The sequence below is a fragment of the Mycobacterium neumannii genome (assembly GCF_048452905.1).
Classification (GTDB): domain Bacteria; phylum Actinomycetota; class Actinomycetes; order Mycobacteriales; family Mycobacteriaceae; genus Mycobacterium; species Mycobacterium neumannii_B.
In genome coordinates this window covers 1,896,228-1,918,424 of the sequence record NZ_JBCGVF010000003.1, presented here as the reverse complement: position 1 = coordinate 1,918,424, position 22,197 = coordinate 1,896,228, and the positions used below count along the sequence as shown (strand labels likewise).

General features: G+C 67.3%; 23 protein-coding genes. 13 read left to right on the top strand and 10 right to left on the bottom strand.

The annotated features are described in order from the left end of the window. Positions 1 to 62: 62 nt before the first annotated feature. From AAHH99_RS15690 to AAHH99_RS15670, 5 genes are all read left to right on the top strand, one after another. The gene (locus AAHH99_RS15690; RefSeq protein WP_418769655.1) at positions 63 to 1,403 is read left to right on the top strand and encodes an FAD-binding oxidoreductase; all 1,341 of its coding nucleotides are present in this window, start codon (positions 63 to 65) and stop codon (positions 1,401 to 1,403) included. A gap of 1 nt (position 1,404) precedes the next feature. Beyond that, positions 1,405 to 2,178, top strand: coding sequence for a DAPG hydrolase family protein (locus AAHH99_RS15685; RefSeq protein ID WP_418769415.1), 774 nt, complete (start codon positions 1,405 to 1,407; stop codon positions 2,176 to 2,178). Between the two features lie 25 nt (positions 2,179 to 2,203). Further along, entirely contained in the window at positions 2,204 to 2,719 is a 516-nt protein-coding gene (locus AAHH99_RS15680; RefSeq protein ID WP_418769414.1) for a hypothetical protein, read from the top strand. Positions 2,720 to 2,756: 37 nt separating this feature from the next. Beyond that, on the top strand, positions 2,757 to 3,164 hold the full coding sequence (locus AAHH99_RS15675) for an SRPBCC family protein (protein ID WP_418769413.1): 408 nt from the start codon (positions 2,757 to 2,759) through the stop codon (positions 3,162 to 3,164). Positions 3,165 to 3,296: 132 nt separating this feature from the next. Next, on the top strand, positions 3,297 to 3,770 hold the full coding sequence (locus AAHH99_RS15670) for a hypothetical protein (protein WP_418769654.1): 474 nt from the start codon (positions 3,297 to 3,299) through the stop codon (positions 3,768 to 3,770). A 30-nt stretch (positions 3,771 to 3,800) separates the two neighbouring features. Here the strand turns inward: AAHH99_RS15670 and ilvD are convergent, their stop codons facing one another. Next, entirely contained in the window at positions 3,801 to 5,531 is a 1,731-nt protein-coding gene (gene ilvD, locus AAHH99_RS15665) for a dihydroxy-acid dehydratase (RefSeq protein WP_418769412.1), read from the bottom strand. Between the two features lie 80 nt (positions 5,532 to 5,611). Between ilvD and AAHH99_RS15660 the strand changes: the two genes are divergently transcribed. After that, on the top strand, positions 5,612 to 6,229 hold the full coding sequence (locus AAHH99_RS15660) for a DUF305 domain-containing protein (protein WP_418769411.1): 618 nt from the start codon (positions 5,612 to 5,614) through the stop codon (positions 6,227 to 6,229). Between the two features lie 2 nt (positions 6,230 to 6,231). After that, positions 6,232 to 6,522 (top strand): metal-sensitive transcriptional regulator, encoded by a 291-nt coding sequence (locus AAHH99_RS15655; RefSeq protein ID WP_418769410.1) that lies wholly within the window; start codon positions 6,232 to 6,234, stop codon positions 6,520 to 6,522. Here AAHH99_RS15655 and AAHH99_RS15650 read toward each other — a convergent pair. After that, positions 6,519 to 6,812 carry an MTH1187 family thiamine-binding protein gene (locus tag AAHH99_RS15650; protein ID WP_418769409.1) on the bottom strand — a complete coding sequence of 98 codons (294 nt, stop codon included), beginning with the start codon at positions 6,810 to 6,812 and terminating at the stop codon, positions 6,519 to 6,521. The genes AAHH99_RS15655 and AAHH99_RS15650 overlap by 4 nt on opposite strands. Before the next feature lie 233 nt (positions 6,813 to 7,045). Here AAHH99_RS15650 and AAHH99_RS15645 point away from each other — a divergent pair, with 233 nt between their 5' ends. Continuing rightward, a complete protein-coding gene (locus tag AAHH99_RS15645; protein ID WP_418769408.1) occupies positions 7,046 to 8,104 on the top strand; it encodes a L,D-transpeptidase in 1,059 nt (352 codons plus the stop codon). Positions 8,105 to 8,193: 89 nt separating this feature from the next. Here the strand turns inward: AAHH99_RS15645 and AAHH99_RS15640 are convergent, their stop codons facing one another. Together AAHH99_RS15640 and AAHH99_RS15635 are read right to left on the bottom strand one after the other, a co-directional pair. Then, entirely contained in the window at positions 8,194 to 10,185 is a 1,992-nt protein-coding gene (locus AAHH99_RS15640) for a M13 family metallopeptidase (protein WP_418769407.1), read from the bottom strand. Then, positions 10,182 to 11,495 (bottom strand): glycosyltransferase, encoded by a 1,314-nt coding sequence (locus tag AAHH99_RS15635; protein ID WP_418769406.1) that lies wholly within the window; start codon positions 11,493 to 11,495, stop codon positions 10,182 to 10,184. The genes AAHH99_RS15640 and AAHH99_RS15635 overlap by 4 nt, the downstream gene beginning before the upstream one ends. 122 nt (positions 11,496 to 11,617) lie before the next feature. On the opposite strand from AAHH99_RS15635, the gene AAHH99_RS15630 reads away from it, so the two are divergent. Next, on the top strand, positions 11,618 to 12,211 hold the full coding sequence (locus tag AAHH99_RS15630) for a hypothetical protein (protein ID WP_418769405.1): 594 nt from the start codon (positions 11,618 to 11,620) through the stop codon (positions 12,209 to 12,211). Continuing rightward, complete coding sequence (locus tag AAHH99_RS15625) at positions 12,208 to 12,897, top strand: hypothetical protein (protein ID WP_418769404.1); 690 nt, start codon at positions 12,208 to 12,210, stop codon at positions 12,895 to 12,897. The genes AAHH99_RS15630 and AAHH99_RS15625 overlap by 4 nt, the downstream gene beginning before the upstream one ends. A gap of 5 nt (positions 12,898 to 12,902) precedes the next feature. Here the strand turns inward: AAHH99_RS15625 and AAHH99_RS15620 are convergent, their stop codons facing one another. Genes AAHH99_RS15620 through AAHH99_RS15610 form a run of 3 tightly spaced genes read right to left on the bottom strand, consistent with a single transcriptional unit; the run spans position 12,903 to position 16,746 of the window. Next, positions 12,903 to 13,298, bottom strand: a complete 396-nt coding sequence (locus AAHH99_RS15620) for a CoA-binding protein (protein WP_418769402.1) — start codon at positions 13,296 to 13,298, stop codon at positions 12,903 to 12,905. Positions 13,299 to 13,324: 26 nt separating this feature from the next. Then, positions 13,325 to 13,846, bottom strand: a complete 522-nt coding sequence (locus AAHH99_RS15615) for an XRE family transcriptional regulator (protein ID WP_418769401.1) — start codon at positions 13,844 to 13,846, stop codon at positions 13,325 to 13,327. Beyond that, positions 13,843 to 16,746 carry an MMPL family transporter gene (locus tag AAHH99_RS15610; RefSeq protein WP_418769400.1) on the bottom strand — a complete coding sequence of 968 codons (2,904 nt, stop codon included), beginning with the start codon at positions 16,744 to 16,746 and terminating at the stop codon, positions 13,843 to 13,845. The genes AAHH99_RS15615 and AAHH99_RS15610 overlap by 4 nt, the downstream gene beginning before the upstream one ends. Before the next feature lie 348 nt (positions 16,747 to 17,094). On the opposite strand from AAHH99_RS15610, the gene AAHH99_RS15605 reads away from it, so the two are divergent. Together AAHH99_RS15605 and AAHH99_RS15600 are read left to right on the top strand one after the other, a co-directional pair. Next, on the top strand, positions 17,095 to 17,670 hold the full coding sequence (locus AAHH99_RS15605; RefSeq protein WP_418769399.1) for a hemophore: 576 nt from the start codon (positions 17,095 to 17,097) through the stop codon (positions 17,668 to 17,670). 190 nt (positions 17,671 to 17,860) lie between these two features. Then, positions 17,861 to 18,235: a heme-binding protein gene (locus AAHH99_RS15600; protein ID WP_066848178.1), complete on the top strand. Its 375-nt coding sequence runs from the start codon at positions 17,861 to 17,863 to the stop codon at positions 18,233 to 18,235. An 82-nt stretch (positions 18,236 to 18,317) separates the two neighbouring features. Here the strand turns inward: AAHH99_RS15600 and AAHH99_RS15595 are convergent, their stop codons facing one another. Genes AAHH99_RS15595 through AAHH99_RS15585 form a run of 3 tightly spaced genes read right to left on the bottom strand, consistent with a single transcriptional unit; the run spans position 18,318 to position 20,978 of the window. Then, complete coding sequence (locus AAHH99_RS15595; RefSeq protein WP_418769398.1) at positions 18,318 to 18,695, bottom strand: DUF3054 domain-containing protein; 378 nt, start codon at positions 18,693 to 18,695, stop codon at positions 18,318 to 18,320. Continuing rightward, entirely contained in the window at positions 18,682 to 19,932 is a 1,251-nt protein-coding gene (locus tag AAHH99_RS15590) for a M23 family metallopeptidase (protein ID WP_418769397.1), read from the bottom strand. Before AAHH99_RS15590 ends, AAHH99_RS15595 begins: the two co-directional genes overlap by 14 nt. Then, on the bottom strand, positions 19,917 to 20,978 hold the full coding sequence (locus AAHH99_RS15585) for a lysylphosphatidylglycerol synthase transmembrane domain-containing protein (RefSeq protein WP_418769396.1): 1,062 nt from the start codon (positions 20,976 to 20,978) through the stop codon (positions 19,917 to 19,919). Before AAHH99_RS15585 ends, AAHH99_RS15590 begins: the two co-directional genes overlap by 16 nt. A gap of 76 nt (positions 20,979 to 21,054) precedes the next feature. On the opposite strand from AAHH99_RS15585, the gene AAHH99_RS15580 reads away from it, so the two are divergent. Further along, positions 21,055 to 22,188, top strand: a complete 1,134-nt coding sequence (locus AAHH99_RS15580; protein WP_418769395.1) for an AI-2E family transporter — start codon at positions 21,055 to 21,057, stop codon at positions 22,186 to 22,188. Positions 22,189 to 22,197: the final 9 nt, after the last annotated feature.

Below are 22,197 nucleotides of genomic sequence, written 5' to 3'. Positions count from 1 at the left end.
CCCTCACTATATTGATCCGCATACCGGTTCACAAAGATTCGGTATACGGACCAAGGAGGTCCCTGATGTCACTCCCATCTGATCGTTCCTTCACCCGCTGCGACGACGGATACGAGGCTGCCCGGTGCGCGACCGTCTGGAACGCGCGCACCCCGGACCGCTATCCCGAAGTGGTGGTCCAAGCCGCAGACGTCGATGATGTCGTCGCCGCGCTGCGCTACGCGGCCGCACACGACCTCCAAGTCGGCGTCCGCTCGGGCGGTCACAGCTGGGCAGGCAGTCACGTGCGCGACGGCGGCATGCTGCTCGACGTCAGTCGCCTGAACGACTGCACCATCGACGCCGAACGCATGACCGCGGTCGTCGGGCCCGGAAAAGGCGGCAGCCTGCTGGCCGCGGACCTGGAGGCACAGAACCTGTTCTTCCCGGCAGGACATTGCAAGGGCGTGTGCGTCGGCGGATACCTGCTGCAGGGCGGATACGGCTGGAACAGCCGCATTCTCGGACCGGCTTGCGAAAGCGTCATCGGACTGGATGTGGTGACCGCCGACGGCGAGCGGATTCACTGCAGTCCGGATAGTCACCCCGAGATGTACTGGGCCGCAAGAGGTTCAGGGCCCGGATTCTTCGGTGTCGTGATCGCGTTCCACCTCAAGCTTTATCCGCGGCCTGCCATCTGCGGCAGCAGCCTGTATGTGTATCCGATCGAGTTGGTTGACGAGATCTTCACGTGGGCCAGGGCGATCAGCGCCGACGTCGACCGACGGGTGGAGCTGCAGATCGTCGCGTCCAAAAGCGTGCCCGGCGCCGGAATCGAGCAGCCCGGGATCGTCATGGCGTCACCGGTGTTCGCGGATTCGGAGGACGAAGCGTTGCAAGCGCTGGCGCTGCTCGATACCTGCCCGGTGCGCGACCGGGCCGTCGTCGCGGTCCCATACGCGCCCGCCGACCTCGCGACTTGGTACGAGGGGGTGATGAGCAACTATCCGACAGGCTACCGCTACGCCGCCGACAACATGTGGACGTCGGCATCCGCGGACGAACTGCTGCCCGGGATTCGCCGCATCATCGAGACTCTGCCCCCGCACCCGTCGCATTTCCTGTGGTTGAACTGGGGCCCTTCGCCGGCCCGCCAGGACATGGCGTTCAGCCTCGAAGACGACATCTACCTTGCCTTGTATACGGTTTGGCGCGAGGCCGCCGACGACGATCGCTACGCGGACTGGGCCTGCTCGAACATGGCGGCCATGGCGCATCTGGCCACCGGCATCCAACTCGCCGACGAGAACCTCGGACAGCGACCGGCCCGATTCGCCACCGACGACGCGATGGCCCGCCTCGACCGCGTGCGCGCGCAATACGACCCCGACGGGCGGTTCCACAGCTGGATGGGCAGGGTGTGACATGAAGTCCTACCTCGGATACCGCCACGACGACCTCGGCGTCGAGTTCGCGGCGTTCTACAACCCCGAGATGTCGGCTCTTCCGCGACATATCGTCGAGGCACTGGAGCACGGCCCTCAGGCCGAGCCGACACTTCCGGCCTTCGACGACCTCGTAGCGATGCGCGTCGACGGATACCAGCGGACCGAGAACGGGTACGGCGTTCTGCGCGACGGCGGCATTCAGGTGTCGGTACGCACCGACATGCCCGGCGTCACACCCGCCATGTGGGACTGGTGGTTCGGGTGGCACGGCCACGACTCACGTCGCTACAAACTGTGGCATCCCCGCGCACACGTGTCCGTCCGTTGGGACGACGGCGGCGGCGAAGGTGGGTACGTCGGTCGGACATCTCTGGTGGAGGAGTACCTCGGCTCGTCCTTCACCCGACCCGCGATCCGGTTCGTGCAGCCGTCCGAGCTGGGGCTCGGCGACCTGGGCGACGGTGTGGCGATCTGCGCGCGTCTCGGATCGGGCGACGTTCCTGTCGATGTCGGCTGGCTGGTGCACCAGGTCCGGCAGACGCCTGACGGCGCGGAGATGCGTTCGCGGTTCTGGATGGGAGGCAGGCATGTCGGCGTTCGGCGTGGTAATTGGTTGACTGACAGGGTGATTCGCCCGGTTGCGGCGCGACAGCTGCCGGATCCGCGCGACTTGATGGTGCACTGTGCGCAGGAGATGAACCACCTCGCCGGATTCCTGCCTGAACTTTTCCATCAATTCTCCGGGCATTGATGTTCTCGGTGTGTTACCCAGTCCTATGTCGAAAACGTTGCCGGTAGCCGTCTTTGCGGCCACCGCAGCCGTGGTCGTGGCTCCCGTCGCACACGCGGACCGCGCCGAACCGCCGCCGCTCTACGGGTTTTACGACGAATTCATCGACTTCTCGAAGCAGACATTCAACGGTCGGCCGACGCCGATGAACCCGATCAACGTACCCGTCGAGTTGACGACTCATTGCGACGTCGACGGGTGCGTGGCGCGCTGGAACAACGAGGACGACCATGCCCGCAACCCAGGTGCTCCGCTGTTCTACGTATACCGGTGGACCGGCGACCGGTGGTCGACAAGCGGTGAGTATCCCTACATGTGCGATCGCCACGACCCGAGCAGCGCGGTGAAAGCGACACGCTCGGACTACCTGATGCCCAACGGGGACGGCAGCTTCTTCGGGGAGCGGACCCTCCTCATCGAGGGGGCCGGATGCCCGGGAGAAGGTCCGGGGACCCACCGGCTGCCTTTTTCTCTGACTCCCATCGATCCGCCGCCGCCCTAGTCGTTTAGCGCACCACCGACCGGGGCACCAGCCAGAGATGGACTTCGGATTCCGACGCGGGATGCCGACGGTGGAGTTACGCAGCGATGCTGCTCCAGAAGCCGTGTGGGACGTCATCACCGACCTCGACACGTGGCCGAAGTGGGGGCCGACCGTGTCGGGCGCCGAACTGGACGAGGGCGGCGCCATGCACCTCGGCTCACAAGGCAGGGTGCTCACGCCGGTCGGTGTGGCGCTGCCGTTCACCATCACCGAATTCCGCCCCTGCCGCTGCTGGGCCTGGAAGGTCGCAGGCGTCGGGGCGACGCGCCACGAGGTGATTGCTGAAAACGGCCGGTCCCGAATCGTGTTCGGCGTGCCGTGGTGGGCGACCGCGTACCTGCCCGTGTGTGCGATCGCGCTGCCGCGCATAGCCCGGTTGGCGTCCGCGCGCCGAACGCGCTGATTCGCCGACATCTGACGCGGCGCTGTGTTATTCAGAGCTCCTAGAGTTCTCAGTCCGCCGAGGGCTCCGGCCGAAGGAGCCCCGGTGAAGTCGAAAGCATTGTCCGTCGCGGTGGGCCTCGGCTGTAGCGCAGTGGCACTGGCACCTTCAGCCATCGCCGACCGCCCCGAGCCGGTACCGATCTACGGCTACTACAACGCTCTGCTCGATCACGCGAGACAGACGTTCAACGGTGCACCGGCTTCGGCGGGTCCGGCCACCCAGCTCGGCCTCTTCACCACGCACTGCGATGTCAACGGCTGCATCTCCCGCTGGTTGAGGGAGACGGAGATCTCCCAAGACCCCAACGCGCCAGCACAATTCGAATACCGGTGGAACGGCGACCGGTGGGAGTCCGCCGGTGATTACCCCTTCTACTGCAATCCCGACGGAAGCGGCGGCACCGTGACGACGCAGCGTTCGGACTGGCTCAAGCCCAACGGCGACGGCAGCTTCTCCGGTGAGCGCACATTCACCGTGCCCGCACCGGGATGCCCGGGCCAGGGGCCCGGCACGTACTGGCTGCCCATCGCGCTGACGCCGACCGATCCTCCGCCGCCTCGATAGCTGTTCGATAGCGCGCTCGAGCAGCCAACGCTATCCGCAGACCGCGCCGACGGCTGCCGATCCGACCAGCTTGGTGTACTTGGCCAGCACGCCGGTCGTGTATCGCGGCGGCAGCGGCTCGAAACCGGCCTTGCGGGACTCGAACTCGGTGGGATCGACGAGGATGTCGAGCGTCCCGTTGGCGACGTCGAGCCGGATGCGGTCACCGTCGCGGACGAACGCGATCGGCCCACCGTCGACGGCTTCCGGCGCGATATGGCCCACACACAGGCCCGTCGTGCCGCCGGAGAACCGTCCGTCGGTCATCAGCAGCACATCCTTGCCCAAGCCCGCGCCCTTGATCGCGCCGGTGATCGCCAGCATCTCGCGCATCCCCGGCCCGCCCTTGGGGCCCTCGTACCGGATGACGACGACGTCGCCGTGCGTGATCGTCCCGTCCTCCAGCGCGTCCAGCGCCGCCCGCTCACGCTCGAAAACCCTTGCCGTGCCCTCGAACACGTCCGAGTCGAAGCCCGCCGACTTCACCACCGCGCCCTCCGGCGCCAGCGAACCGTGCAGGATCGTGATGCCGCCGGTCGGGTGGATCGGGTTGTTCATCGCCCGCAGCACCTTGCCGTCCGGGTCCGGGGGAGCGATGTGCGCCAGGTTCTCGGCCATCGTCTGACCGGTCACCGTCAGGCAATCGCCGTGCAGCAGACCGGCATCGAGCAGCGCGCGCATCACGACGGGCACGCCGCCGATCTCGTCAACGTGCTTCATCACGTGCCGGCCGAACGGCTTCACATCGGCCAGGTGTGGCACCTTCTGGCCGACCCGGGTGAAATCCTCCAGGGTCAGCTTGACGCCAGCCTCGCTGGCGATCGCCAGCAGGTGCAGCACCGCGTTGGTCGAACCGCCGAACGCCATCACCACCGCGATGGCGTTTTCGAACGCCTCCTTGGTCAGGATGTCGCGGGCGGTGATGCCGCGGCGCAGCATCTCGACGACGGCCTCACCGGAGCGGCAGGCGAAGTCGTCGCGGCGCTTGTCGATGGCCACCGGAGAGGCACTGCCCGGCAACGACATTCCGAGAGCCTCGGCGGCTGAGGCCATGGTGTTGGCGGTGTACATGCCGCCGCAGGCGCCTTCACCCGGGCAGATGGCACGCTCGATGATGTCGACGTCCTCACGCGACATCAGGCCGCGCGCGCATGCCCCGACGGCCTCGAAGGCGTCGATGATCGTGACTTCCTTCTCGGTCCCGTCGGTCAGCTTGGCCGTGCCCGGCATGATCGAGCCGTTGTAGAAGAACACCGACGCCAGATCCAGCCGTGCCGCGGCCATCAGCATGCCGGGGATCGACTTGTCGCAACCGGCCAGCAGCACGGTGCCGTCGAGGCGTTCGGCCTGCACGACGGTCTCGACGCTGTCGGCGATCACCTCGCGCGACACCAGGGAGAAGTGCATGCCCTCGTGGCCCATGGAGATGCCGTCGGACACCGAGATGGTGCCGAACTCCAGTGGGAAGCCGCCGGCGGCGTGCACGCCACCCTTGACCGACTGCGCGAGTCGCTGCAGCGACATGTTGCACGGCGTGATCTCGTTCCACGACGATCCGACGCCGATCTGGGGTTTGGCCCAGTCGTCGTCACCCATGCCTACCGCGCGCAGCATCCCGCGGGCGGCGGCCTTCTCCAGGCCGTCGGTGACGTCGCGACTGCGGGGCTTTATGTCGGGCTCCGCCTTATGGCGGGCTTCGGTGCCGGGAGTTTCTGAGGGCATCAAACAAGTATGCCTCCGGTGTTTTGCCCCGGCCAAACCGTTATTTATACCCCGGTGGGGTATCCGGTACCATCGGCTTCATGACGTCGCTGATCGCTCGCCTCACCGCCATCCTGGTCGCCTTCGCCACCGCGATCTTGCTCACATCGTGCACCAGCAGCCCGGCCTCTGACGGACACACCGACCACGAGCATCCCGACGAACCGGTGATCAGCGGTCAACCGGCCGGCTACAACGCCGACGATGTCGCGTTCGCGACGAACATGATCCCGCATCACGAGCAGGCCGTGGAGCTGTCGGCGCTCGTTCCGGACCGCTCCACGAATCCGGAGGTGAAGGCGTTGGCCGACCAGATCTCGAAGGCTCAGGAGCCTGAGATCCGCACCATGCAGGTGCTGCTCGTGCAGTGGCAGGAGAACCCCGACGCCGACACCGGCCAGGGCGGGCACGAGGGACACGGCGGCGCGATGCCGGGCATGGTCGACGACGCCACCATGGCCAAGCTTCAGACGCTCTCGGGCCCCGAGTTCGACACCCTGTGGCTGCAGTCGATGATCGCCCACCACCAGGGTGCGATCGAAATGGCCCGCGCGGAGCTCGCCAACGGCGAGAACGTTGACGCCAAGCGGCTGGCCCAGACCATCGTCGACACGCAGCAGGCCGAGATCGACCAGATGAATCAGATGTTGAGGGGCTGAAGATGACTGTGGCGCACGGATATTCGCAACAGAAGGAAAACTACGCCAAGAGGTTGCGTCGAATAGAGGGTCAGGTTCGCGGCATCGCGAAGATGATCGAGGACGACAAGTACTGCATCGACGTGCTCACCCAGATCAGCGCCGTCAACAGCGCGCTGCAGTCCGTCGCGCTCGGCCTGCTCGACGAGCATCTCGGGCACTGCGTGGCCCAGGCGGTCGCCGAAGGCGGTGACCAGGCCGACACGAAGCTGGCCGAGGCCTCCGCCGCCATCGCGCGGCTGGTGCGCTCCTAGCCGCCAAGGGCCTCGTCGATTCGCCTGACCTTCGCCGTCAGCTGATCGGTGTGGCCGGGGCGGATGTCGGCCTTGAGCACCAGGCTCACCCGCGGTGCGGCCGCGGCCACCGCGTCGACCGCTCTCTTCACGACGTCCATCACCTCGTCCCAGTCACCCTCGATGTTGGTGAACATCGCGTTGGTCTCGTTCGGAAGTCCCGACTCGCGGACCACCTTGACCGCCTCGGCGACCGCGTCGCCCACGCTGTCGTCGCCACCCGTCGGGCTCACGCTGAAAGCCACAATCATGCGCCCAGCCTGCCACCGGCAGGCCCGATCAAGTCATGGCTCACTGCTTGCTGAACCCGGCGGGCCGAGCGATCCGGTAGCTGGTGTTAACAGTGAGCGCCCATGACCGATGAACAATGCAGGTCACGAGTGTGGATTGAGCGTTTGCCCAAGACGACGGGTCACGCGGACCGGCCGGGACGCCCGGGGCGTTATGCCACACTGGTTGGAGTTCTGCGACTGGGAGGTTGTGTATGCGCAGGGTAAAGCGCAGTCGGTTGCTCACTGCGATAGCGGCGGCGAGCGTCGTCGGGGGGATGCTCGCGAGCCCGTCAGCGCTCGCTCAGCCGGGTGTCCCGCCGCCACCACCGCCGGCGCCGGTCGATCCGGCCGTCGCCGCGGCGCCGCCACCCGCGCCGGTGTTCCCGCCGCCGCCCCCACCGGCGGACCCGTTCGCCGCACCGGCGCCACCGGCTCCGGCCGCCGAGGCTCCGCCGCCTCCGCCCCCGTCGAACCCGTTCTTCGCCCCGCCCGATCCGCTGGCTCAGCAGCAGCCGATTCCGGAGGGCACCCCGGCCGGACAGAATCCGACGCCGTATGTCGGCGCACCGGTGTTCGCACCGCCGTCCTTCAACCCGACCAACGGTTCGATCGTCGGCGCGGCCAAGCCGATCTACATCAACTTCCAGCGGCCGATCGCCAACCGTCAGATGGCCGAGAGCGCGATCCACATCTCGTCTGAGCCGCCCGTTCCCGGCCGGTTTTACTGGACCAGTGACACCCAGGTTCGGTGGCGTCCACAGGACTTCTGGCCCGCGGGCACGAAGGTCAACATCGACGCTTCGGGCACCAAATCCAGCTTCACCGTGCCCGAACAGCTCGTCGCGACCATCGACAACGACACGCTGCAGATGCAGGTGCACCGCAACGGCGAACTCGAGAAGACGTTCCCGGTGTCGATGGGCAAGAAGGGCCACGACACCAAGAACGGCACCTATTACGTGCTGGAGAAGTTCGCCGACATCGTGATGGACTCGTCGACGTACGGCGTGCCCGTGGACTCACCCGAGGGCTACAAGCTCAAGGTGAAGGACGCGGTGCGCATCGACAACAGCGGTGTCTTCGTGCACAGCGCCCCGTGGTCAGTCGGTTCTCAGGGCGAGAGCAACGTCAGCCACGGCTGTATCAACCTGAGCCCGGCCAACGCGAAGTGGTTCTTCGACAACTTCGGCAGCGGTGACGCCGTGGTGATCAAGAACTCGACCGGTATCTACAACCAGCCCGACGGCGCGTCCGACTGGCAGATGTTCTAAGGCGGTCGCGCCGAGACTACGGTTTCTGACGGGAATCGCGAGTGACCCCGTCAAAAACCGTAGTCTCGCGGCGTTCTGGGCCCAAATTCCTAGTTCCAGATGTGTACTCGCTGTTCGGGTTCCAGGTAGAGCACGTCGTCCTCGGTGACGTCGAACGCCTCGTAGAACGCATCCATATTGCGGATGACGCCGTTGCAGCGGAACTCCGGCGGTGAGTGCGGGTCGATCGCGAGGCGCCGGATCGCTTCGGCATCACGGGATTTCGTCCGCCACACCTGAGCCCAGCCGAAGAACACCCGCTGCTCGCCGGTCAGCCCGTCGAGGACCGGCGCGGGCTCACCCTTCAGCGACAGCCGGTAAGCCAACAGCGCGATCGACAGCCCGCCGAGGTCGCCGATGTTCTCGCCGACGGTGAAGGCGCCGTTCACATGGTGCCCGTTGCTCAACTGGCGGGGCACGTACTCGTCGTACTGCTCGATCAACTTCTTTGTCCGCGCGCCGAACTCCGTGCGGTCCTCGTCGGTCCACCAGTCGACCAGATTGCCGTCGCCGTCGTACTTGGCGCCCTGATCGTCGAACCCGTGCCCGATCTCGTGGCCGATGACCGCGCCGATGCCACCGTAGTTGGCGGCGTCGTCGGCGTCCGCGTCGAAAAAGGGCGGCTGCAGAATCGCCGCGGGGAAGACGATCTCGTTCATGCCGGGGTTGTAGTAGGCGTTGACGGTCTGCGGCGTCATGAACCACTCGTCGCGGTCGACGGGCCCGCCGAGCTTGCGCAGCTCCCGCTCGTACTCGAACGCGTAGCCGCGACGGTAGTTGCCGTAGAGGTCGTCGCGCTCGATCACCAGGCCCGAGTAGTCGCGCCACTTCTTCGGATATCCGATCTTCGGCGTGAACTTGTCCAGCTTGGTCAGCGCCTTCTCCCGCGTCTGCGGGGTCATCCACTCCAGCGAGTTGATGCTCACGCGGTAGGCCTCGCGGATGTTGTTCACGAGCTCGTCCATCCGCTCCTTGGCGTGCGGCGGGAAATGCCGCTCTACGTAGAGCTTTCCGACCGCGTCGCCCAGCAGGCCCTCCACCACCGACACCGCGCGCTTCCACCGGTCACGGATCTGTTCGGTGCCCGAGAGCCTGCGGCCGTAGAACGCGAAGTCCTCGGCGACGAGGTCGTCGGTCAGCAGGAAGGCGCGGGCATGGATCACGCGCCAGCGCAGCCAGCGTTTCCAGTCCTCCAGATCCCCGCCGGACCACTCGGCGGCGAACGCAGTGAGGTAGTCGGGCTGTCGCACAACGACTTCGTCCGGCCAGCTGCCGTCTCCGAAAACGTCGGTGCCCAGTGCGGACATCCAGCCGGACCATTCGAAGCCCGGCGCTTCGGCCGGCAGGTCGGCGAAGGTGCGCAGGTTATAGGTGAGGTCGGCGTCGCGCCGCTTGACGACGTCCCAATGCGCGGCGGCCAGTTTGGTCTCCAGCGCCACGATACGGGCGGCGGTTTCGGCGTGATCGCCTGCGCCGTAAACCAACTCGAACATCGACGCGATGTGCTGCGGATAGGCGGCGAGGGTTTCGGCGTGCTGTTCGTCGCGGTAGTACGACTCGTCGGGCAGGCCCAGGCCCGACTGGGTCAGGTGCAGCAGGTAGCGGGTCGAGTCCTTGGAGTCGGTATCGACGTAGACACCGGTTCCGCCGCCGATTCCGGTGCGCTGCAACGCGCCGAGGACGCGCGCCAGCGCCTCGGGGGAGTCGGTAGCGTCGATGACCGCCAATTCCTCGAGCAGCGGTTGCACACCCCGGGCGGCGACCGCCTGCTCGTCTATGAAGCTGGCGTACAGATCGCCGATGCGCTGCTCGTCGGTGCCCGTCTCCGCGTTCGACGCCGCCGCCTCGGTGATGAGGTCACGCACGTGTTCCTCGGCGCGGTCGTACAGTAAGCGGAACGCACCGTCGGTGGCTCGGTCGCCGGGCATCTCGTACTCGGTCAGCCAGCGGCCGTTCACGTGGCCGAACAGGTCGTCTTGCGGGCGGGCGTCGGCGTCGACGTAGCTGAGGTCGATGCCGGATCTGATTGCTTCTACCGTCACCCCACCAGGGTGCCAGAACGCGCGGCCGGCTTCCCCGGCCGCTGCGGCACCGCCAGGCCCGCCAGCGTCTCGGCGATGCGGTCGAAGGCGTTCTCCCCGCGGATCTCGCGGCTCAACCGGCGCGCCGCAGCGCGGTAGGCGCCGGTGCCGAGAATCGCGTCGAGCGCGCCGACGATCTCGGCGCGGTCGGGCCGCGAGGTGCCCAGGTTGATCCCCGCCCGGGCATAGCCCACCCGGGCGGCGACCTCCGGCTTGTCGGCCGAACCGCCGGCAACGATGAGGGGGATGCCGTGCGAGAGCGCCTGATGCACGCCGCCGTATCCGCCGTTGGTGATCATCACGTCGATGTGCGGCAGGAGTTCGGCATAGGGCAGGAAGTCGGTGATGCACGCGTTGGCGGGCACGCGGCCGGGAAGCGTCGTGCGGCCCTCGCGCCCGGTCGTCGCCACCACCAGCAGGTCCTCGCGGTCGGCGAGCGCCTTGACCGTGGGCACGACGAGCGCGTCGAGGTCGTCGTTATCCCACGTGCCCTGGCTGACGTGGACGACCGTGCGCGAATCGCCTACCGGATCCCACGGCAGTCCCCGCTGGTCCGCGGCGGGCCTCGGTATGACCGGGCCGGTGTAGGAGACGTTCGCGGGTAGATCGCTGCGGGGATACTCCAGCGACGGCACCGTGAACTGCAGAAGCCGGTCGGCGAGCACGGGCCAGTCCGTCAGGAACACCGGAGACGGCGGGGCGCCGACGGCGGCGAGTGCGGCGTTCAAGTCGGCACGGACGTCGCCGAACAGCACCCGGTGCGTCACCCAGGTCATCGGTTCGTAGTTGACGTCCGAACGTGGCGCCCACGCGGTCCCGAACGGTGGTGCGTCGGCGCTCGACAGGGTCAGCGGGCCGACTCCGCACACCAGGATCCACGGCCGGGGCCGGTGGCCCGTCAGCAGCGGCAGGGCGCCGGTGAAGGCGACATCGCACATCACCGCGTCGAAGTGGTCGCGCTGGAGCGCCTTACGCAACGCCCAATATTGGGCTGCCAGTGGCTCGATGAACACCGAGCGCATCTCGGCGCGCCCTCGATACCAGCGGTCGAGCAACCCGGGTAGACCACGCAAGCCGCTGTCGTCTCGCTTCGGGCGCGCCGCGTCGGGCAACTCCAACGCCGTCAGCCCCTGCTCGACGACCGCGCTTTCGTGTTCGGTGCCCGTCAGCACGGTGACGCGGTGACCGCGCTCGAGTAGGTCGGCGCCGACGTGCAGCAGTGGCATGACATGCCCGGGGATCGGGCTGGCGGCAATCAGGTAGTGGGCCACGCATCCCTTTCACTTCGCCGTTCGCAAGCCTGCATACCCGTCTTCCCGTTTCTCCAGCACCCGGCGGGTGTGACATTGACCGCTCACGGGTGTTCGGCCCGCAGACCGGTACCCTCACGCGCATGCCCGAGGACGAGCCCACCGCAGTCGTCGAGGACGGTTCCGTCTTCACCAAGTACGGCATCGCATCGGCGCTACTGGGGCTGATCGCGGTGGTGGCGGTGGCGCTGGGCGCCTTGATCTGGACCCAGCACCACGACCACACCGACGAGTTGCGTTACCGCGCGCGCGTGATGCAGACCGCGGCCGACTGGACCAACGTGCTGATCAACATGAACAAGGACACCGTGCAGGCCGACATGATCCGGCTGCACGAAGGCACCGTCGGCCAGCTGAACGCGGACTTCGACGCGGCCGTCGAGCCGTACCGCAGGCTCGTGCAAACCCTGCAATCGCGCACCAGCGGGCAGATCGACTCGGTCGCTGTCGAGTCGATCTATCACCCGCCGCCCGGCCCGGACGGGGCACCGCCGCGCCGACCCCAACCCGAGATCTCGGAGTTCGCGTCGCGCACCGACACCGTCCTGGTGGTGGCGACATCGGTGAGCGAGAACGTGGGCGGGGAGGAGCCCAGGACGGTGCGCTGGAATCTGCGCCTCGACGTGTCCGATGTGGACGGCAAGCTGATGATCTCGCGGTTGGAGCCGATCCGATGAGGAACGTCTTGCGGGTCGCCGCGTTCGACGTCGCGCCTCCGATCGCTGCGATCGCGGCGCTGGTGTACATCGGCATCGCGCTGGCGTGGCCGCTGTGGTGGGTGTCGGCCTGTTCGGTGCTGTGCTTGCTGATCGTCCAAGGCGTGGTGGTCAACGTGGTGCTGGCGCGCCGCGATGCGGTGACGGTCGGCACCGACGACGACGGCCCTGGCATGCGGTTGGGAGTGGTCGCGGTCGCGACGGCGGCGGTGGTGGCAGCGGTGCTCGTCGGCTATCTGCAGTGGACGGTGCCCGACCGCGCGCTGCGCAACGACAGTACCGAGGTCGTCGGCATCGCCAGCAGTGTGGCCGAAGCGTCGGCGACGTTCACCCCGCAGAGTCCGACGGCGTCGATCGACCGGGCGGCGGCGATGATGTCTCCGGAACGCGCTGATGCGTTCAAGAACGAGTTCGCAACGGTGGCAAAGGATTTGGCGAACCGCAATGTGTCGGCCCAGGCGAGCACCGTTTCGGCGGGCGTCGAGGCGATCGGCCCGAACGCTGCGAGCGTCGCGGTGATCCTGCACGCCACGCAGAGTTCGCCGGGGAAGCCGCCGGACACCGCGGTGCTGGCGCTGCGGGTCACGTTGTCCAAGAGCGACGGTCGGTGGTTGGTCGACAACGTGTCGCCGATCCACGCGCGGTGAATCGGCTAGCGGAGCAGCCGGGCGTGGTCGACCTTGATGCAGCGGTCCATCACGACCTGTAATCCGGCCGCCTCGCCGTCACGGGCAACCTGCTCGTCCCACAGGCCGAGTTGCAGCCAGAGCACCTTGGCTCCGACGGCGACGGTGTCGTGCAGCACCGCAGGCAGGTGCTCACGCCTGCGGAACACGTCGACGAGGTCGGGGACGACCGGCAGATCGGCCAGCGACGGGTAGACCGGGGTGCCCTCGATGTCGCTGACCGTCGGATTGACCAGATACAGGTCGTAGTCGGCGGCCGCCTTGAGGTAGGTCCAGATATCGTGGCTGGCGCGGTCGGGGTTCGGCGACGCGCCGACGATCGCCACCGTGCGGGTCTCCCGCAGAATCTGTTCGAGGTCCATGCCCGGCGTATACCCAGCGGCGCCCGTCAACCGTTGGGCCGGCTCGAACGCATCCGGGCGAATCGCTCGGAGAGCCGCTTCATCCGCACCATCAGCGCCGCGGACGGACTCGTCTGTCCGCGGAGGAACAACGCGAACTCATCGGGGGGCACGCCGATCCGCGATGCGAACTCCTGGTGCCCCAGCCCGGAGTGCTCCAACAGTGCCTGGATGTGATGGGCCACTTCCGCGCGCTCGTTGGCCTCCAGATGTTCGCGGGTGCGGGTGAGCACCTCGGCCAGCGCCTTGGACACGCCGTACGGCCGCGCGGTCTCGAGGACCTCCTCGACCTGACGCGCGGTACGGCCGAACGGATCCCGCTTGATCGCCGCGACGATGCGTTGCCAGACGGCGAGGTCATCGGTCTCCAGGGCCGCGCGGATGGCCGCGGTCGGCCAGAACTCGACCGGGCGCTCGTCGGCGGCCTGCGTCGCGGGCGGCCTCGGGCTCTGCTCCGCGGAGACAGCCTCTCGGCGGCGGGTATCCCGAATGTCGGGAGTCACCGTCACCTCGCCTCCTCCAGCATCGCGACCGCCACCGAAAGGCAACGCTCTCGAACTCTTGCCCACTCGGCCTCCGCCTCCGGACCGGACATCCGGGTGTCGTGCTCGTCCGAAGGCGCAGGGTCGGCCAGTCGGCGCACCAGCTGAGTCGCCACCCACTGCTTTCTTGACTGTGAACCAGAGTAGTACCGGTCCATTGTGCTCAACACTTCCGCCGCCGTGCGCGTGTCCATGCACTCGACCAGATCGGCGAATTCCGCGTAGTCGCGCGTGGTGTTGCGGCACATGATGAGGTAGCCCTTCAACCGCAGCGTCTCCGCGCCCGTTGGGATCTGCAGCCGGTCGCCGGTCGGCAGTTGGACGTTGGTGGTTTCCATCGGGCTGCGCCGCTCCATCGTGGCGTGCTCGCATTCCGACGCGGTCTCCAGCGCGTCCAGGGCGACCGCCAACCGGCCGCGCCACATCGTGACCGGATGGACCGGGGGCGGGGCGGTGGCCAACGCGGTACCGCCACCGCCGCGGTGCCCGGCGTTGAGCCGTCCGACGCTGCGCATCTTCGTGGTCGGCGCGTCCGGGCTGCAGCCGCTGAACGCCAACGGGTCGGCGACCGTGACAGATTGCGGTACAAGGGTTTTCAACTTCGCCGCCGACTTGACGACCGTGCGTAGCTCGGAGCCCGTCGGTCCCAGCGACGAGAGGTCGTCGGGGATGATGATCAGATCGGGGGTGTCCACCTTGGGCAGTGGCTTCTCGAAATCCACCGACGGCAGGATGCGGGCCAGCCAGTGCGGCAGCCACCAGTTCCACTCGTCGAACATGGCCATCAGAGCCGGTACCAGGACCAGCCGAACGACCGTTGCGTCCACCGCGATCGCCACCGCGCAGGCCACCCCCAGCTGAGCGACCAGCGGCATGCCCGCGAACGCGAACCCGATGAACACCGCGATCATGATGAGCGCGGCGCTGGTGATGGTCCGAGCGCTGGTGCTCACGCCGTAGGCCACCGCGTCGCGCGTGTTGCGGGTCAGCAGGAAGCGCTCCCGGATACGGGTGAGCAGGAAAATCTCGTAGTCCATGGACAGGCCGAACGTCATCGCCAGGACCAGCGGTGGGATCGTGCTGTCCAGCGACGAGATCCGGTTGAAGCCCAGGTCTTCGAGCCAGCCCCACTGGAACACCGCCACCAGGCTGCCGTAGGCGGCGGCCACCGACAGCACGGTCATCAGGACGCCCTTGAGCGCCAGCACCACCGAGCGGATCGCGACGAGCAGCATCAGGAACGCGATCAACGCCACGAAGAGGAACACAAGGGGCTGCGTGGCAGAGACCCGGTCGTCGAAGTCCTTGATGAGCGCGGTCGGACCGCCGACGTCGATCTGCACGTTCTCGGTGCCGGGCGTCGAGGGCAACTCCGCGCGCATCCAGTCGACCGTCTCGCGCGCGCCCATGTCCTCGGGGTCGACCGACAGCACCGCCGACAGCAGCGCGTGCCGGTAGTCCTCACCGAACGACGGCGGGCTGACCGACACCACGTTCGGGCCCTGCGCCATGCGCTGGCGAATCGCGTCGAGCAGCGGTTCCTTGGCGGGCGCCGATGCGGCGTTCCCGTCGGGGAAGGCCACCAGCACCCGGACCGGGCCGAGCGCTCCTGGGCCGAGCGCCTCCGCCGCGGCGTTGACGCCGCCGCGGATCTCGTGGGTCGGCTCGAACTGACGTTGCATGCTGTTGCCGAGCATCATCGAGAACGCGGGCGCGGCTAGCGCGATCAGCAGCGCGGCGGCGGCCATCGCCGACATCCACGGCCTGCGCATCACCCAACCGGTCCACCGTGTCCAGAACCGTGACTGGGTGGCTTCGGGGCGTCTCGACCAATGCAGGTACGAGGAGCGTCGCGCCGCCGACCGGCCAAATGTCGCGAGCACGGCCGGCGTCAGCGTCGTGGAGGTGAGCACCGCCACCGCGACCGCGAGGATGGCGCCGGTGGCCATCGAGACAAGGACGGGCGTCTGGATGAGGTAGATGCCCGTCACCGACGCGATCACCGTGGCACCGGACAGGACCACCGCCAGACCCGACGTGGCCATCGCGGCATCTGCGGCCTGATCCGGCTCCCGCCCGGCGCGCAGCTCCTCGCGGAAGCGCATGAGGATGAACAGTGAGTAGTCGATCGCCACGGCGATGCCGAACATCGACACCGTCGACGTCACGAACACCGACATCGTCGTCGCCATCGACAGCAGGTAGACGAGCCCCATCGTCACCACGACGGTGCAGACGCCGAACACCAGCGGCACGGCCGCCGCTGCGAGTGACCCGAACACCGCGAGCAGGATGATCAGGACGATCGGCAAGTTCCACCGCTCCGCCTGGGCGATGTCGTGTTTGGTGGCCTGCGTCGCGGCCGCGCCCAGAGCGCCCTGGCCGATGACGTACAGCTTGACCCTGCCGTTCTCAATCTCGCCGGGGTCCTCGCCGTCGATCCCGACCTTCTGACGCAATTGTTTGGCGACGTCGACCGCGCCGGTGTTGTCGAAGCCCAGCTGCAGCGTGATGACGTAGGGCCGATCGGGCTGCGGCGGGGGCTGTTGCGGGTTCGGAGCGATCTTCACGCTGGGCACCTCGGCGGCCAGGCGTTCGAGGTGTGCGACGGCGTTGTTCATGTCCTCATAGGAGGCATCGGCGCGCGGTGCGGCGACCAGCGCCAGCGGCGAGGCGCCCTGGTCGGGGAAGTGCTCTTCGAGTTCGCGCTGTACGCGCAGCGACTGGGACCCTTCGACCTCAAAGCCGCCACCGGTGAGGTGGCTCGACTGGTTGAGCGCCAGCCAGATCGACGGGACGAGCAGGAGCACCCACACGGCGAAAACCGCCCAGCGATATCTGCGCAGTTTGCTACTCAAGCGCAACATGAATTGCTGGATTGGATCCCCCGCTTTCTCCCCGGCGTTTCGTAGCCGAAGCGTACAACAACCTGCGGTAAGGTGCCGGTCCCTTCGGTCTGCTCTCATAGTGCCTGAGCGATCCGCCAGCAACGCCTCACGATGTCCCAACTCGTTCTCGCGACCAAGCCGAACGGCGTTACCGACAGCCCCGTCCACCCGCGCGCATCGAGGCCGTTGCCCCGCAGGATTGGCGGGGGTGAGGCGACCGGTGGCAGGATGTGGCTCGGCCGTTTTCGGCGTCGGGGACTGATTGCCGTCCATCGCGAGAGCATTTGCGGACCGTTCGAGATCGTCTGCGAATCGTTAGGAGTTGTCATGAAAACGACCACCGGCCTGATGCGTCGTCGCGTCGTCGGCGTTGTCGCTGCCTCTGTCGCGGGCGGGGCCGTGTCGGCCGCGCTGGTGTTGCCGTCCCTGTCGTCTGCTCCGTCGGCGACCGCCGCCAAGGACCCGTGCGCGGCCAGTGAGGTCGCCAGGACGATCGGCGACGTCGCCACTTCGACCGGTGACTACCTCGACGCGCACCCGCAGACGAATCAGGCGTTGACGACGATCTCCAAACAGCAGGCCGGGCCGCAGTCGCTGGGTGCGCTGAAGGCGTACTTCGATGCCAATCCCGAGGTCGCCGAGGACTTGCAGCAGCTGCAGCAGCCGCTGGCCAGCCTGTCGGGCAAGTGCAAACTTCCGCTCACGCTGCCCCAGGTGATGGGCCTGATGCAGGCCGCGCAGCAGCAGGGCGCAGGTCTTCCGGCGGGTTTGCCAGCGCAGGCGCCGACAGCGAAGACCCCGCCGCTGACCGCGCCGGGAGCCACGGCCCAACCGCACGGGGCGTCACCCGTGTCGCAGGGCAACTCGCATGCACCGTCGTCGGCCATCGCCGGCCTGCCCTGACCCGAAACTGCGCATAGCCACCCATCGCGGGCACTTTCAGCTGCGGATTTCGAGTTTTCGGCGACTCGTTGACCGCAAGGCAAGAAAGTCTGCGGACATTCTGCTTAGCTTTTCTTCGTTGGTCCCTGTTGGTAGACGTCGCTAACCACCATGGTTACGGCCACCCCACTTCCGATGAAGGAGCTCACCCATGTTTCTCTCGGCCCGTTCTGCGCGTCGTGCGGTTGCTGGCGCGGTCGGCACCGGCGCGATCGCCGGTGCGATGTTCCTCGGTGCGACGCCGCTCGCTGCCGCGGAGCCGCCCAACTGCACCGCGGCCGATCTCGCCGGTGTGGCCTCCGGCGTCTCGGCGTCGACGTCGGCATATCTGTTCACCCATCCGGACGTCAACTGGTTCTTCACCAGTCTCGAGGGCCTGCCGCGCGAAGAGGTCCGGGGCAAGGTGCAGGAATACCTGAACGCCAATCCGCAGATCAAGGCCGACCTGACGGGGATTCGTCAGCCGCTGGTCGACATCAAGAACCGCTGCGGCGACACCAACGGCGACGGCCTCGCCGACAGCTAGTCACACGTTCGCCTGACACCCGGGCCGTCCTCGGCCGCTTCTCCCGCGGCCCGGGGCCCGGGGTCTGCGCGACCCGGCGGTCTCAGCGGCGAATCATGACGTGAATGGCCGCGCGCCAGCCGAGTAACAGCACGGCGGTCGAGATCGAGGCCACCACAATGAAACTCGGCGCCACACCGGCAGACGTCAGCTTGCGCAGCAGCATGCTGACCACGATGGTGCACACCCATACCGCCAGGCCCGTCGGGATCAGCGAATACGGCCGCCGCCACCCCAGCGACAGCACCCAGCCGGCGAGGGCGCCCGAGACGAACGGCCACGCGGTCTCGGCGATCCCGACGAGATTCAGGCCCTCGTCGTGGCTGCGCCGTCCGATCGCGGCGAACACGATCAGGCAGGCGACGTCGGTGGCCAGCGCCGTCAGGGCGGTCCGGGTCTGTTCGGAGCTATCGATCGGCATAGGTCATCACGTCCAGTTCCAATGGCATGGCGGTATTTTCATCACGAGAGGCGACTTGAGGCTGGAGCTGCGCGGATGCACCTTCGAAGAGGGTGCCATTGGCATCATCGTCGTCGACGAGCCTCGCGTCGAGCCGGAAGTCGTCGAACACGAACGGCAATCCGTTGGAGCCCAACGGGTCCGGTGAGCTCATGACGTGGAAGTGCAGGTGTGGCGCCGTGGAATTGCCGGTGTTGCCGACCTTTCCGATCACCTGTCCCGCCGTCAGTCGGTCACCGGGTTTGACGGCGACGGTCCCGGTCTTGATATGCGCGTACAACGCGTAGTTCCCGTCGCCGAGGTCTTGTACGACGTGGTTGCCTGCGTACTGGTTGAGCGGTAAACCGGTCGGGTTGCGGCCGGGCACCTGCTCGGGCAGGCCGTCGAGCACCGAGACCACTCGTCCGTCGCGAACTGCGTGGATGTCGGCGCCGAAGAAGGCGAAACTCTCGGGCTTCGACGGGTCGCCGGCAACCAGGCGTCCGTCGGGGTCGAGCTGGACGTAGTCGATCGCGAATCGTTCTGCGGCCCATAGGCGGCCGTTGATCGGGTTGAGCGCCGTGCGATGGGCGCTGGTGCCGCAGCATCCGCCTGCGTCGACCCAACCGGCCCCCCTCAACGGCGGTCGGAGGACGACGGGTTCGCGGGGTTGAACTTCGACCGGGGCGATGTCGACGGTCTGGTCGGCGGGGAACAGCGGATCCTGCGGGTCGGGATTCGACAGCGCGACGGCGTGTGTCAACCGGGTCGGCGTCTGCACACCCTCGTCGAGCGCGACGTCGAACCAGACGACCGCTGTCTGTGCGGGACCTATGGTCGTTGTAGGGCTTGGTGTTCCGATGATCCGGGTCCACCGCGCCAAATCGTCGTCGTCGAGGTCGAGCAGGGTGACGTCGCGGTCCAGCACGGTGATCGACTTCAGGGTGACCGGGTGCGGCAGCGTGTTGGTCAGGCTGGCCTCGTACACCAGATGCTTCTTGCCGTCGGTGGCGCGCACCGGCACGGGCTGGCTGATGGCGTCGCCGACGATCGGGGTGGCCACCGACGGGGCGGGACCTCGCAGCGGTCCCTGCGCCGCCGATGCCGTCGTGGTCTCGGGCGACGATTCGGCAGGCGATGTCGCGGCGGGAGGGTCGCTGCCCTGCGAACAAGCGGCGATCAGCGCCACAACGCCGATAACCGCTACTGCCGGCCGCATGCGTCGGGGTCGACGTCGGTGTCGGTGCGGAACATGAAGAAGAACACCACCCATCCGATCGCGGCGATGAAGATCCAGCTGATCAGCCGGTAGATCAGCATCGCCGAGATCGCCGAAGCCAGTGTCATTCCGCTCGAGACCAGACCAGGCACCAGCACCGCCTCCACCACCAGCAAACCGCCGGGCATGAGGGGGATCGAACCGACCGCGCGGGCGGCGACGTAGGCCACGATCACCCCGAGCAGCGACGGGCGCCCGCCGGCCGCGTAACAAGCGAACAGCAGCGTGCCCACGCCGGTGACCAGGGTGAACATCGACCAGGTGGACGCGACGCCGAGTTGGCGCCTGCTCAGCTTCACCGACTCGAGCTGAGCCAGCGTCTCGCGCCATTTGGTCAGCCCGTTGTGGGCGGGTTTGGCGCGCACGTAGTTCACCCACGACAACACCCGCACTCCGATGCCGTCGAGCAGATCGGGCCGGGAGGCCACAGCCTGCGCCAGCACGATCAGCATGATGAACCCGGCCAGCGTGAAGATCAGCGAGAATGGGTTGTGCTTGGCGCCGAGGAAGAACGCGCTGCCCAACCCCAACAGCGCCAGGCTGATCACCTGCAGTGCGCCCGACATCACCAGCTGCCAGGAGGCGATGACCGGGGTTGCCCCCCACATCCGCTGCTGGCGGTAGATGAACGTCGCCGACAGCACCGGTCCGCCGGGAAGCGTCGTGCTCAGCGAGTTGCCCGCATAAAACGCGGCCTGCGAACGCCATTGCCGCACAGGCACTCCCGCGGACCGCAACAGCTTGCGCTGGATGTCGCCGAAGAAGTGCATCGACGCCAGGGCGGTGCCCACCGCCGCCAGCACCCACCACCACTGCGCGGTGTAGAGGCTGTGCCACGCCTTGGCCAGCTGATCCCACACCAGTCCGAGTTCGACGGTGAGCACGACAGCCGCCACGGCGAGGACGGCCCACCGCAGCCACCAATACTTGCCGCGGAGGGTGCGCCCATGGCTGGGAGCTGCACTCGCAGGCGCGTCGTGTGCCACGGAGTAAGGGTAAGGCGTGGTGCTGCGGTTTCCTTCAGATCCATCGCTGCAAGTGGCGGGCCGTTACGCTATCGGGATGCCTGGGGCCCCATCTGTTGATGACGAGTCCGTCTCACCTCTCGTTCGCAAAGGGGCAGCCTGGTCGTGGCGGCTGCTGGTCATCCTCGCCGCCGTCGTCGCCCTGCTGTGGGTGTTCAAGCGACTGGAGATCATCGTCGTACCGGTCGCGTTGGCGACCATCCTCGCGGCCCTGCTGATGCCGGCCGTGGACTTCCTCGACCGGCGTGGGGCGCCGCGGGCCGGGGCGGTGGCGCTGATGTTGCTCAGCGGGTTCGCCGTGGTCGGCGGGATCATGTCGTTCGTCGTCACCCAGTTCATAGAGGGCGCCCCGGAGTTGACCCAGCAGGTCAGCCGCAGCATCGACGGTATGCGCAACTGGTTGATCGACGGCCCACTACATCTGAGCCGGGATCAGATCGACAACGCGGGTAACGCCGCGATCGAGGCCCTACAGAACAACCAGGAAAGGGTGACGACGGGAGCGCTGTCGACGGCGGGCACGGTCACCGAGATCGTGACCGGCGCCGTGCTGGTGTTGTTCACGCTGATCTTCCTGCTGCAGGGTGGCCGCAACATCTTCGCGTTCATCACCCTGATCTTCCCGATCCACGTCCGTGACCGGGTGCGCGAGGCGGGCAAGGCCGGCTTCCATTCGTTGATCGGATACGTGCGGGCCACCTTCCTGGTCGCGCTCGTCGACGCCGTCGGCATCGGCACCGGCCTGGCGATCATGGGTGTGCCGCTGGCGTTGCCGCTGGCCTCGCTGGTGTTCCTCGGCGCGTTCATCCCGCTGGTCGGCGCCGTGATCGCCGGTGCGCTCGCGGTGGTCGTCGCGTTGATCGCCAAGGGTTTCATCTACGCGCTGATCACGCTCGGCTTGGTCATCGCGGTCCAGCAGCTGGAAGGCCACGTACTGCAGCCGCTGGTGATGGGCCGCGCCGTGTCCATCCATCCGCTCGCGATCGTGTTGGTGATCGCGGGCGGCGGTGTGCTGGCCGGAATCGTGGGCGCGCTGCTGGCGGTGCCGGTGTTGGCGTTCCTCAACAGCGCCGTGCGGGTGCTGACGGCGCGGGATCCCGACGCCGAGACGGAAGCCCTCGAAGCCGACGAAGGTCCGTTGGTCAAGGCCGAAAGCGACGACGTCGACTGAACTTTCGCG